The 12,542-nt window shown below is 67.5% G+C and carries 11 protein-coding genes; 5 read left to right on the forward strand and 6 right to left on the reverse strand.

Translation table 11 applies throughout. From position 1 onward, the window contains the following. Positions 1-40: 40 nt before the first annotated feature. The 6 genes from gyrB to dnaA form a co-directional block, all read right to left on the reverse strand. Positions 41-2,089, reverse strand: coding sequence for a DNA topoisomerase (ATP-hydrolyzing) subunit B (gene gyrB, locus ACYSUO_RS14860; protein ID WP_461776568.1), 2,049 nt, complete (start codon positions 2,087-2,089; stop codon positions 41-43). A gap of 299 nt (positions 2,090-2,388) precedes the next feature. Next, positions 2,389-2,949, reverse strand: a complete 561-nt coding sequence (locus tag ACYSUO_RS14865) for a DciA family protein (protein ID WP_425831732.1) — start codon at positions 2,947-2,949, stop codon at positions 2,389-2,391. Next, positions 2,946-4,070 (reverse strand): DNA replication/repair protein RecF, encoded by a 1,125-nt coding sequence (gene recF, locus ACYSUO_RS14870; RefSeq protein WP_461776569.1) that lies wholly within the window; start codon positions 4,068-4,070, stop codon positions 2,946-2,948. The genes ACYSUO_RS14865 and recF overlap by 4 nt, the downstream gene beginning before the upstream one ends. Positions 4,071-4,125: 55 nt before the next feature. Further along, positions 4,126-5,001 carry a phosphogluconate dehydrogenase (NAD(+)-dependent, decarboxylating) gene (gene gnd / locus ACYSUO_RS14875; RefSeq protein ID WP_461776571.1) on the reverse strand — a complete coding sequence of 292 codons (876 nt, stop codon included), beginning with the start codon at positions 4,999-5,001 and terminating at the stop codon, positions 4,126-4,128. Positions 5,002-5,166: 165 nt separating this feature from the next. Beyond that, positions 5,167-6,297 carry a DNA polymerase III subunit beta gene (gene dnaN / locus ACYSUO_RS14880; RefSeq protein WP_266711965.1) on the reverse strand — a complete coding sequence of 377 codons (1,131 nt, stop codon included), beginning with the start codon at positions 6,295-6,297 and terminating at the stop codon, positions 5,167-5,169. A gap of 975 nt (positions 6,298-7,272) precedes the next feature. After that, on the reverse strand, positions 7,273-9,375 hold the full coding sequence (gene dnaA / locus ACYSUO_RS14885; protein WP_461776572.1) for a chromosomal replication initiator protein DnaA: 2,103 nt from the start codon (positions 9,373-9,375) through the stop codon (positions 7,273-7,275). 382 nt (positions 9,376-9,757) lie between these two features. On the opposite strand from dnaA, the gene rpmH reads away from it, so the two are divergent. From rpmH to ACYSUO_RS14910, 5 genes are all read left to right on the forward strand, one after another. Further along, positions 9,758-9,895 (forward strand): 50S ribosomal protein L34, encoded by a 138-nt coding sequence (rpmH, locus tag ACYSUO_RS14890; protein ID WP_006381191.1) that lies wholly within the window; start codon positions 9,758-9,760, stop codon positions 9,893-9,895. Positions 9,896-9,915: 20 nt separating this feature from the next. Then, complete coding sequence (gene rnpA / locus ACYSUO_RS14895; RefSeq protein WP_426902734.1) at positions 9,916-10,287, forward strand: ribonuclease P protein component; 372 nt, start codon at positions 9,916-9,918, stop codon at positions 10,285-10,287. Next, entirely contained in the window at positions 10,284-10,634 is a 351-nt protein-coding gene (gene yidD / locus ACYSUO_RS14900) for a membrane protein insertion efficiency factor YidD (RefSeq protein WP_266711973.1), read from the forward strand. The genes rnpA and yidD overlap by 4 nt, the downstream gene beginning before the upstream one ends. 8 nt (positions 10,635-10,642) lie before the next feature. After that, entirely contained in the window at positions 10,643-11,947 is a 1,305-nt protein-coding gene (yidC, locus tag ACYSUO_RS14905; RefSeq protein WP_461776573.1) for a membrane protein insertase YidC, read from the forward strand. A 62-nt stretch (positions 11,948-12,009) separates the two neighbouring features. Beyond that, the gene (locus ACYSUO_RS14910) at positions 12,010-12,519 is read left to right on the forward strand and encodes a Jag family protein (RefSeq protein ID WP_266711977.1); all 510 of its coding nucleotides are present in this window, start codon (positions 12,010-12,012) and stop codon (positions 12,517-12,519) included. The last annotated feature ends 23 nt before the right edge of the window (positions 12,520-12,542 follow it).

Consider the following 12,542-nt stretch of genomic DNA (forward strand, 5'->3'; position numbering starts at 1 on the left):
GCTGGTCAAGATCCTTTCTGCGCGGTCAGCTGAGACCGACTCAGATGTCGAGGAAGCGGACGTCCTTGGCGTTGCGCTGGATGAACGAGCGCCGGGCCTCGACGTCCTCGCCCATGAGGACCGAGAACAGGTCGTCGGCCTGGGCGGCGTCGTCCAGGGTGACCTGACCGAGCACGCGGTGCTCCTGGTCCATGGTCGTGATGCGCAGCTCCTCGGCGTTCATCTCACCGAGACCCTTGAAGCGCTGGACCGAGTCGTCCTTGATGCGCTTGCCGGCCTGCCTGCCCATCTCGATCAGGGCGTCGCGCTCGCGGTCCGAGTACGCGTACTCGAAGTCGTCACGACCCCACTTGATCTTGTAGAGCGGCGGACGCGACAGGAAGACGTGTCCTGCTTCGACGAGCGGCCGCATGAAGCGGAACAGGAAGGTCAGCAGCAGGGTGTTGATGTGCTGGCCGTCGACGTCGGCGTCCGCCATCAGGATGATCTTGTGATAGCGGAGCTTCTCGATGTCGAAGTCCTCGTGGACTCCGGTGCCGAAGGCCGAGATCAGCGCCTGGATCTCCTGGTTGTGCAGGATCTTGTCGATCCGCGCCTTCTCGACGTTGAGGATCTTGCCTCGGATCGGGAGGATCGCCTGGTACTGCGGGTCACGGCCGGACTTGGCCGAGCCGCCGGCGGAGTCACCCTCGACGATGAAGATCTCGCACTTGGTGGGGTCGTTCGACTGGCAGTCGGAGAGCTTGCCCGGCAGGGACGCGGTCTCCAGGAGGCCCTTGCGACGGGTCAGGTCACGGGCCTTACGGGCCGCCACGCGCGCGGTGGCCGCCTGGATGGACTTACGGATGATGTCCGTGGCCTCGACGGGGTTCCGGTCGAGCCAGTCCTGGAGGTGCTCGTAGACGACCTTCTGGACGAAGGTCTTCGCCTCGGTGTTGCCCAGCTTGGTCTTGGTCTGGCCCTCGAACTGCGGCTCGCTCAGCTTGACCGAGATGATCGCGGTCAGGCCCTCGCGGATGTCGTCGCCCGTGAGGTTGTCGTCCTTCTCGCGCAGCAGCTTCTTGTCGCGCGCGTACCGGTTGATGAGACCGGTCAGCGCGGCGCGGAAGCCCTCTTCGTGGGTGCCGCCCTCGTGCGTGTGGATCACGTTGGCGAAGGAGTAGACGCCCTCGCTGTAGCTGGTGTTCCACTGCATCGCGACCTCGATGGAAAGGAGCTTCTCCTTGTCCTCGGCCTCGATGTCGATCACGGAGGGGTGAACGGCCTCTCCCTTGCGGGAGTTGAGGTACTTCACGAAGTCGACGATGCCGCCTTCGTAGTGGTACGACACCGAACGCGGCTCGAAGGCGGTGTCGTCGCCCGCCTCGTTCGTGTCCGCTCCGGCCGTGGCCTTCGCGGTGTCGCGCTCGTCCGTGAGGTTGATCCGCAGGCCCTTGTTGAGGAAGGCCATCTCCTGGAAGCGCCGCGACAGCGTCTCGAAGGAGTACTCGGTGGTCTCGAAGATGTCGCCGTCGGCCCAGAAGGTGACCGCGGTGCCGGTCTCCTCGGTGGCCTCGTGCTTCGCCAGTGGCGCCGTCGGAACGCCGGCCTTGTACTCCTGCGTCCAGCGGTGGCCCTCGGTCTTGATTTCGACGGAGACCTTCGTGGACAGCGCGTTCACGACGGAGACGCCCACGCCGTGCAGACCACCGGAGACGGCGTAACCGCCGCCTCCGAACTTGCCGCCCGCGTGCAGGACGGTGAGGACGACCTCGACGGCGGGCTTGCCCTCGGAGGGGATGATGCCCACGGGGATGCCACGGCCGTTGTCGACGACGCGGACGCCGCCGTCGGGCAGGATCGTGACGTCGATCGTGTCCGCGTGACCGGCCAGGGCCTCGTCGACGGAGTTGTCCACGACCTCCTGCACCATGTGGTGAAGGCCACGCTCACCGGTCGAGCCGATGTACATGCCGGGTCGCTTGCGGACCGCGTCCAGCCCTTCGAGGACGGTGATCGCACTGGCGTCGTACGAGGCCTCTGTGGCCTCGACGTGCTCTTCGGCGTCGGTGGACGGGATGTTCTCGTTGGGGTTGCCGGAATCGGCCACGAAGCGCCCTTTCTGGCACAGCACAAGCCAAGCTCCCGGTTGGTGGCCGGAGCGGCTGCGGCGTGTTTGTTCGGTAAGCCCTGATCAGCGTTGCTCGGTGCGTCCCACAAGTGGGGCGGGATTGTCTCCCAGTGTACCGGTAGCTCGGACATAGATGGGGGTTTGGCGGTGCCTGAGTCCTCATGTGCCGCCCTCAACCGGACTCGGCCGACTCCCCCTATGCGGAGCGGGGCTCCAAGAGGCTCACAGCGGCACTCAGCGCTTCGGGGTGTGAACCACCAGCTACGGCGGCCTGTCACTCACCCGTAGGTGTCGCCGGGACCCGTGCTTCCGGGGGCTCGCAAGGGGCCGTAGCGGCGCGGGCCGCCACCGGGATTCTTGATGTCGATGCGCCGCACGGCGCCGTGGCCGAGATCCTCGTTCAACCTTCTGACCAGCTGCGGAGCCAGCATCCGCACCTGCGTCGCCCAGGCCGTCGAATCGCACTGCACCACCAGGACCCGCTCGTCCTCGTCGTACGTCTGCGGAACACAGTGCTTGGCGAGGTCCTCGCCGACGATCTGCGGCCAGCGCCCCATGACGCCGCCGACCGCGGCCGGTGTCTCCCAGCCGCGCTCGGTGATCAGCCGGTTGATGGCGGAGCCGAGCCCCATCGGGTCCCGCCCGTCGGAGCGCGCCCCGGACCTCAGTCCGCCGCCGCGCCGCGCCTGCTTCTTCTGCTGCGCGGAGTCACCACGCGCGCGTGCCGCCTCTTTCGCCGCACGCAGGGCGACGCGGGCCAGGTCGACTCCAGAAGGCTCGGGATCGCCTTTTGGTTCCCGCGGGCCCTTCGCACCTTCGGGGGATTCGCCGGCGCTCACAGTCGCTCCACCGTTCCGTCCGACACCGCGTAGCGGGTGCCCGCCAGCACGCCCGGTACGTCGTCGTCGACGGCGGCCGTGACGAGAACCTGCTCACCGGGCGCCACGAGCTCCGCCAGGCGCTCCCTGCGGCGCGCGTCCAGCTCGGCGAAGACGTCGTCGAGGACGAGCACCGGCTCGTTCCCCTCGGCCCGCAGCAGGTCGTACGAGGCCAGGCGCAGCGCCAGCGCGTACGACCAGGACTCGCCGTGGCTCGCGTAGCCCTTGGCGGGCAGCTGGCCGAGCTTGAGGACCAGTTCGTCGCGGTGCGGGCCGACCAGCGTGACGCCCCGCTCGATCTCCTGCTTGCGCGCCGCTTCGAGGGCGGCGAGAAGTTGCTCGTAGAGCTCCTCGCGCGCGTGCCCGACGATGTCGGGGGACGAGGGCTTGTACTCCAGGGCGATCGGCCCGCCGCCGGGCGCCAGCTGCTCGTACGCCTTGTCGGCCAGCGGCTGCAGGGTCGCGATCAGATCGAGCCGCTGCGCGAGGAGTTCCGCGCCCGCGCGCGCGATGTGCTGGTCCCACACGTCGAGCGTGGACAGGTCCATGGAGCGCCCGCCGTGCCGCCGCGCGAGCGCCGCGGTCTTCAGAAGCGTGTTGCGCTGCTTCAGGACACGGTCGTAATCGGAGCGCACACCCGCCATCCGGGGCGAGCGCGCGGTGACCAGCTCGTCGAGGAAGCGCCGGCGCTCACCGGGGTCGCCCTTCACGAGGGCCAGGTCCTCGGGCGCGAACAGCACCGTCCGTACGATCCCCAGCACGTCACGCGGCTTGACCTGCGAGGACCTGTTGATCCTGGCGCGGTTCGCCTTGCCCGGGTTCAGCTCCAGCTCGACGAGCTGCTGGCGCTCGCCCTGCCGTACCTGCGCCCGGATCACGGCGCGCTCGGCGCCCATGCGCACCAGCGGAGCGTCCGAGGAGACGCGGTGGCTGCCGAGCGTGGCGAGGTAGCCGACGGCCTCGACGATGTTCGTCTTGCCCTGCCCGTTCGGGCCCACGAACGCGGTGACGCCCGGGTCGAGAGAGACCTCGGCCCGGGCGTACGAGCGGAAGTCGGCCAGCGACAGATGCGTGACGTGCATGGTCGTGGGCCGACCTCCCCCAGAGTTCTGAACAGCGGTTTTCTACAGGTGTGGATTACTTCTTCTCGACGGCGTGGCCGCCGAACTGGTTGCGCAGCGCCGCGATCATCTTCATCTGCGGCGAGTCCTCCTGGCGGGAGGAGAAGCGCGCGAAGAGCGACGCGGTGATCGCCGGCAGCGGCACGGAGTTGTCGATGGCCGCTTCCACGGTCCAGCGGCCCTCGCCCGAGTCGGCGGCGTAACCGCGCAGCTTGTCCAGGTGCTGGTCGTCGTCGAGGGCGTTGACCGCGAGGTCGAGCAGCCAGGAACGGATGACCGTGCCCTCCTGCCAGGAGCGGAAGACCTCGCGGACGTTGTCCACGGAGTCGACCTTCTCCAAGAGCTCCCAGCCCTCGGCGTAGGCCTGCATCATGGCGTACTCGATGCCGTTGTGAACCATCTTCGCGAAGTGGCCGGCGCCGACCTTGCCCGCGTGCACGGAGCCGAAGTCGCCCTCCGGCTTCAGGGCGTCGAAGACCGGCTGAACCTTCGCCACGTTTTCGGGAGCGCCGCCGTACATCAGCGCGTAGCCGTTCTCCAGGCCCCAGACGCCGCCTGAGACGCCGCAGTCGACGAAGCCGATCTCCTTGACCCCGAGCTCGGCCGCGTGCTTCTCGTCGTCCGTCCAGCGCGAATTGCCGCCGTCGACGACGACGTCGCCGGGCTCGAGCAGTTCCTTGAGCTCGTCGATCGTGGACTGGGTCGCGGCGCCGGCCGGGACCATCACCCACACCACGCGCGGGCCCTTGAGCTTGCCCACAAGCTCCTCGAGGCTGTGGACATCCGCGAGGTCGGGGTTGCGGTCGTAACCGAAGACGGTGTGGCCCGCGCGGCGAATGCGCTCGCGCATGTTGCCGCCCATCTTGCCGAGGCCGACGAGACCGAGCTCCATCAGTGGTTCCTTACGTTGCGACGAGGCGTGAGGTGGTGCGGGGGCGGTACGAGAGCACGCGCGCGTGGCGTCCCGTACCTGCGTCCGAGCCTAAACCCGGACGCTCCCGCACACCTGTGGGCATAGCCGCTCAGGGGAACCCGAGCGGCCTGCCCCTCAAGGTCCTCAGCCGGAGAGCCGCACCGGCATGATCAGGTACTTGTACGCGTCGTCCGCCTCGGCGTCCACGGCCGGCTTGCCGGAGAGCAGCGCCGGCTTGGTGGACGTCGTGAACGACAGCTGGGCGACCGGGGAGTCGATCGCGCTCAGACCGTCGAGCAGGAAGGTCGGGTTGAAGGCGATCGAGATGTCGTCGCCCTCCAGGTTGGCGTCGACCCTTTCCACAGCCTGTGCGTCGTCGCTGGAGCCGGCCTCCAGGATGAGCACGCCCTGCTCGAAGCTGAGCCGCACCGGGGTGTTGCGCTCGGCGACGAGGGCCACACGCTTGACGGCCTCCACGAAGGGGGCGGTCTCGATGACGGCCACGGAGTTGAACTCCGTCGGGAACAGCGTGCGGTACTTCGGCAGGTCGCCCTCGAGAAGGCGGGTAGTGGTGCGGCGGCCCGCACCCTCGAAGCCGATGAGGCCCTCGCCCGCACCGGAACCGGCGAGCGCCAGCGTCACCGTGTCACCGCTCGTGAGCGCCTTGGCGGTGTCCAGGAGCGTCTTGGCGGGCACCAGGGCAACCGCGGAGGCCTCCGGGTCCTCCGGCTTCCACAGGAACTCGCGGACGGCGAAGCGGTAGCGGTCGGTGGACGCCAGCGTCACCGTGTCGCCCTCGATCTCGATGCGCACACCGGTGAGGACGGGCAGCGTGTCGTCACGGCCGGCCGCGATGGCCACCTGAGAGGCGGCAGCCGCGAAGACCTCACCCGGGACGGTGCCCGTGGCGGTCGGCATCTGCGGCAGCGCCGGGTACTCCTCCACAGGAAGCGTGTGGAGTGTGAATCGCGAGGAACCGCAGACAACGGTCGCTCGTACACCGTCTGTGGAGATCTCCACCGGACGGTTGGGCAGAGCGCGGCAGATGTCGGCGAGCAGGCGACCGGAGACGAGCACCGTGCCTTCCTCGTCGATCTCCGCGTCCACCGATACGCGTGCCGAGACCTCGTAGTCGAAGCTCGACAGGCTGAGTGCGCCCTCCTCGGCCTTCAGCAGAAGGCCCGCGAGGACGGGCGCAGGCGGTCGTGCCGGGAGGCTGCGTGCCGCCCAGGCCACCGCCTCCGCGAGTACGTCGCGTTCCACCCGGATCTTCACCGTAAGCCGCCTCCTGCTGTTGCTGGCTGCTCTCGCCCTGCTTGGTCTTCGGTCTGCCGTCTGCATCGGCAGACGTGGTGTCGCTCAGCCCGCTGAGGGGAAGAGCACCGGGGAACAGTCTGACGCACGGCACTGACAGTCGTTGCCTGCCTCGGTCAAGTCGCGCCGAACCGAGGTCGAGGTGCCGGGAGCGAGTTGTGCACAGCCCCGTCTTCGAAACGAATTCCCAGCTCTTACTAGTTGGACGTAGTAGTAGGGGCTGTGGAAACCGTGGATAACCGCGAAATCGCAGGTCAGAGGCGGTTTTTTGTCCACCGCGGCTGTGGGCCGAGGCGGTGGACAACCGGCCTTCGCTGTGGACGGCGAAAAGTTCTGCACACTCGATGCACAGCCTTGGGCCACTTCTCCCCAGCGCTGTCCCCAGCTTTACCCAGGTTCTCCCCAGCCCAACCGACCACCTTGGTGTGACGCCTTTCACTCGCGGAGGTGAGATGGCGCGTTGCGTTGCCGAACAGTGGACAGCCGTGTGGAGAAGCTCTTGATCGCTGTGCACAACGGCCGCGAGCCTGTGGGTTGCCGGTGGACAACGTCATGCACAGCCTGTGGACAAAAAATCTCTCCACAGGCTGTGGAGATCACTTTTCCACGAATCCACAGCCGTCTGACCTGGTTTGATGCCCTGTCACTCGGGGGTGCTGTGGACACAGTCTGGACAACTTCCCGGTCCCCAGGGTGTGGATCGCAAAAACCCGGCAGATCTGTGGAGAACACCCGTAACGCGGCTTCGAATCGAACACCGGGCGAGCGCGCGGTGTCCTTGAATCGGTGGCCGACTGGGCTTCGAGCCCGTCCGCAGGCACGAGAAGGGCGCTTCAGGGGCACGATCAGAGGCACGGGAGGAGCGCTCCAGAGGCACGAAAAGGGCGCTCCGGGAGTCGTTCCCGAAGCGCCCTGCGGGTCGTAACCGGTCTGCTGTCAGCCGTTCTTGATGCGGTTGGTGAGCTCGGTGACCTGGTTGTAGATGGAGCGCCGCTCGGCCATCAGCGCGCGGATCTTGCGGTCCGCGTGCATCACGGTCGTGTGGTCGCGGCCGCCGAACTGAGCGCCGATCTTCGGCAGCGAGAGGTCGGTCAGCTCACGGCACAGGTACATCGCGATCTGCCGGGCCGTCACCAGGACGCGGCTGCGCGAGGACCCGCAGAGGTCCTCCACGGTGAGCCCGAAGTAGTCCGCGGTCGCCGCCATGATGGCCGAGGCCGTGATCTCGGGAGCCGCGTCCTCGCCACCCGGGATCAGGTCCTTGAGGACGATCTCCGTCAGCCCCAGGTCCACAGGCTGTCGATTGAGCGACGCGAACGCCGTGACGCGGATCAACGCCCCTTCCAGCTCACGGATGTTGCGCGAGATGCGGGACGCGATGAACTCGAGCACTTCCGGAGGCGCGTTGAGCTGCTCCTGCACCGCCTTCTTACGAAGGATGGCGATACGGGTCTCCAGCTCCGGCGGCTGGACGTCCGTGATCAGGCCCCACTCGAACCGGTTGCGCAGCCGGTCCTCCAGCGTCACCAGCTGCTTGGGCGGCCGGTCACTGGACAGCACGATCTGCTTGTTCGCGTTGTGGAGCGTGTTGAAGGTGTGGAAGAACTCCTCCTGCGTCGACTCCTTGTCCGCGAGGAACTGGATGTCGTCGACCAGAAGGATGTCCATCTCGCGGTACCGCTTACGGAAGGAGTCGCCCTTGCCGTCACGGATCGAGTTGATGAACTCGTTGGTGAACTCCTCGGAGCTCACGTACCGCACGCGCGTGCCCGGATAGAGGCTGCGGGCGTAGTGCCCGATGGCGTGCAGCAGGTGGGTCTTGCCGAGGCCCGACTCCCCATAGATGAACAGGGGGTTGTACGCCTTGGCCGGCGCTTCGGCGACGGCGACCGCGGCCGCGTGCGCGAAGCGGTTCGACGCGCCGATGACGAACGTGTCGAAGAGGTACTTGGGGTTCAGGCGCGCCGTCGGCTCACCGGGGCCGGTCGCCGGCGCGGGCTGGGCCGCCAGGGGGCCGGGCGCTCCACTGGGCACGCCACGAGTGCCGTGTCCGCCGGGGCCGTGTCCGCCGTCCTGGTTCGGACGGCCGCCCATCGTGGGCTTGCCGGGATCACGCCGCTGCGGCCGCTCGCGCGAAGGCTCGTAGGAACCGCGCTCCTCATAGGACGACCGCTCTTCATAAGAAGAGCGGCCCTCGTAGGAACGGTCTTCGTAAGGTCGCTCTTCGTAAGAGGAGCGGTCCTCGTAGGAGGAGCGGTCCTCATAAGAGGGGCGGCCGTCCCCCTTCTGCTCGTACGGGGAGCGCTCCTGCTGCTGGTCGTAGCGACCGCGCTCCTGCTCGTACGGCTGCTGCTGCTCGTAGGGCGACCGTTCCTGCTGCCGGTAGTCGTGCTGCGGCTGCTGTGAGGGCGGCGACGCGTACGGGTCCCGCTCCGGGAAGCCGAGCCGGGGCTGCTGCCAGTTGTACTCGTCCTGCTGCGGACGCGGCCAGGCGCCCGGCTCGGGGCGCTGGTAGTCCGGGTAGGCGGGGCGGGCGGTCGGGAGCTGGTCGGGCCGGGGCGCCGGGGGCTGCTCGGCCCGCGGGCCCTGGCCGTGCTCGTCGGCGCCGCGGCGCTCGAAGCCCTCGTAGGTCTCCCGCTCCCGGCTCTCGTGCGTCTCCCGGTTGTCGAACGCGTCACGCGGCTGGCCGGGAGACTGCTGCGGCTCGGGGGCCTCGTAGCGGTGCTGCGGGGCCGGCGGAGGAGTGGGGGCGGGCGGCTCGCCCACGGAGTCGTCGACGGTGATCGCGATCCGGATGGGGCGGCCGCACTCGCGGCTGAGGGTCTCGCTGACGACCGGGGCCAGCCGGCCCTCGAGTACGCCCTTGGCGAATTCGTTGGGAACGGCGAGCAGCGCGGTGTCGGCGACGAGCGCCAACGGCTGACAGCGCCGGATCCAGTGCTCGTCCTTCGTCTCGACGCCCTGCCCGCGGCCTTCCCCGAGGAGTTGCTCCAGAACTCGTGGCCACACTGCGGCAAGATCGGCAGGTACGTCAGCCACAGGGCACGCTCTCTCGCTGGTCCCACGAACGTGTGATCCCTGGGACGGATCGGGAAGAAAATCGGGTGGTGCGGTGAGAAGGGAACGAATCGGAGTTCAGCCACGGTAGTCAGCGCGACCGCTGCGGTTCAAGTTGTTGTCCCCAGCCTGTGGACAGTGTCCCCCGCATGACGCCGGTTTGACCGGATGGCGTAGCCGCGCGTACCGTGACCAGGTCGAGTTGTCGATGGCTGCTGCCGCCTGCCTCCGATGGGCAAGGTCACGATCCACAGTTCTTGCGGGCCGTGTAGCGGTGCACTCGGGCGTATTCGCGAGCTACTCGTGGGCGCACGGTGACAGCCAGGCGATGTCCCGCCACCACACGTTTTTCAGGAGCCCCCGAGTGAGCAAGCGCACCTTCCAGCCGAACAACCGTCGTCGTGCCAAGACCCACGGCTTCCGCCTTCGCATGCGGACCCGCGCCGGTCGTGCGATTCTCGCCAACCGTCGTGGCAAGGGTCGCGCCAGCCTGTCCGCCTGATCTCGTAATCAGGTCATGACGTGCTGCCTACCGAATATCGGCTGAGGCGGCGCGAAGACTTCGCGACCGCGGTACGCCGGGGACGTCGGGCCGGACGCCCGCTTCTCGTCGTTCACCTACGTAGCGGTTCAACGGACCCGCACGCGACCAGGGAGACTCTCTCCCCGCCGCGTGCGGGTTTCGTCGTGAGCAAGGCCGTGGGTGGCGCCGTCGTACGGAACGCGGTGAAGCGCAGGCTTCGCCACCTCATGCGCGACCGGGTTGCTGCGTTGCCCCCAGGTAGCCTGGTAGTCGTACGCGCGTTGCCCGGAGCGGGCGACGCTACCCACGCACAGCTGGCCCGAGACCTGGATGCCGCCCTGCAGCGGCTGCTGGGAGGGGGCGCGCGATGAAGTACCCACTGCTCGCCTTGATCAAGATCTATCAGTGGACCATCAGTCCACTGCTGGGTCCGGTGTGCAAGTACTACCCGTCGTGCTCCCACTATGGCTTCACCGCCATCGACCGGCACGGGGCAGTCAAGGGAACAGCACTCACCGCCTGGCGGATCCTCCGGTGCAATCCGTGGTCCCTGGGCGGCGTCGACTATGTTCCGCCACGCAAGCGTCCGCGCTGGCACGAGATGCTGCGCGAGGCATGGCGCGGGGACAAAAAAACGGCCCCCGCCGTTGAGGGCGACAGCCCCTCTGCACAGGACAATAAGTCCGGAGCGACTTCGCCCAACGCCCAAGGAGCCTGATCAGGGACATGATTTCCGATATCGTCAACGCTGTATCAGGCGTTTTCGCGTTCCTCACGACCCCGGTGTCGTGGGTCATCGTCCAGTTCCACACGGTCTACGGGGCGATCTTCGGCCCTGATACCGGCTGGGCCTGGGGCCTGTCGATCGTGTCCCTGGTGGTCCTGATCCGGATCTGCCTGATCCCGCTCTTCGTGAAGCAGATCAAGTCGACCCGGAACATGCAGCTGCTCCAGCCTCAGATGAAGGCGATCCAGGAGCGCTACAAGAACGACAAGCAGCGTCAGTCCGAAGAGATGATGAAGCTGTACAAGGAGACGGGTACCAACCCGCTCTCCTCGTGCCTTCCGATTCTCGTGCAGTCGCCGTTCTTCTTCGCCCTGTACCACGTGCTCGCGGCCATCGCCGAGGGCAAGACCATCGGCGTCATCAACCAGTCGCTCCTGGACAGCGCCCAGAAGGCGCACATCTTCGGTGCCCCGCTGGCCGCCAAGTTCACGGACAGCGCCGCCGAGGTCCAGGCCATGGGCGCCTCGCTGACCGATGTCCGCGTGGTCACCGCGATCATGATCATCATGATGTCGGCGTCGCAGTTCTACACGCAGCGCCAGCTGATGACGAAGAACGTCGACCTGACGGTGAAGACGCCGTTCATGCAGCAGCAGAAGATGCTGATGTACGTCTTCCCGCTGATCTTCCTCTTCATGGGCATCAACTTCCCCGTCGGTGTTCTCGTCTACTGGCTGACCACCAACGTGTGGACCATGTGCCAGCAGATGTACGTGATCAACCGCAACCCCACTCCGGGCTCCAAGGCTCAGGCCAAGATGCTCGAGGGTCTGCAGAAGCACGTCGTCGAGCACGGCGCCACGAAGAACAAGCGCGAGCGGAACATCGTCAAGGCGATCGTCGCCAAGGGCCGTGACCGCAACGAGTACGAGCGCAAGTTCATCAACGGGCTGAGCAAGGCCGGTCTCGCGGCTCAGACCGACGGCACGGTGGCCAAGGGCTCCGCGGCGGAGGAGCTGGACGAGGACGGCATGCCGAAGGGCACCCCGAAGCGCCAGCAGCCCAAGCGCCAGTCCAAGTCGCAGCGCCAGTCCGGCGGCTCGACGGCCCAGGGTTCGGAGAAGGACGACTCCCCCTCCGAGAAGACCTCGCTGGAGAAGAAGGACGAGCCGCAGGACGCGAAGCCGCAGTCCAAGCAGTCCGGTGGCGCCAAGCCCGCGGGCGGTTCACAGCAGCGCAGCAAGGCCAAGTCCGGGCAGCGCAAGGGCGGCCCGCAGCGGCCGAAGTCCCCGTCCAAGAAGTAAGACCCCGACCTACGCGTCGTAAGACGTTGGCGCAAGCCTTGACGCAAGAAGGAGCCCATCCCGTGACGGAAGGCACCACCGCCGCTGCTGAGGCTGGCGACACCCTGACCCGCCTCGAGCAGGAGGGTGAGATCGCCGCGGACTACCTCGAGGGTCTGCTGGACATCGCCGACCTCGACGGCGACATCGACATGGACGTCGAGGCCGACCGCGCCGCCGTGTCCATCGTCAGCGATGTGAGCAGCCGCGATCTGCAGAAGCTGGTCGGTCGCGACGGAGAGGTCCTCGAGGCGCTCCAGGAGTTGACCCGCCTCGCGGTGCACCGGGAGACCGGGGACCGCAGCCGCCTGATGCTGGACATCGCCGGCTACCGCGCGAAGAAGCGCGCCGAGCTCACCGAGCAGGGCGCCAAGGCCGCGGCCGAGGTGAAGAACACCGGTGAGCCGGTCAAGATGAACCCGATGACGCCCTTCGAGCGCAAGGTCGTGCACGACGCCATCAAGGCGGCCGGCCTGCGCAGTGAGTCCGAGGGCGAGGAGCCGCAGCGCTTCGTCGTCGTGCTTCCTGCCTGATCGGCAGCACGTCGCCTTCCGGC

The sequence above is a fragment of the Streptomyces sp. UC4497 genome (genome assembly GCF_054871485.1).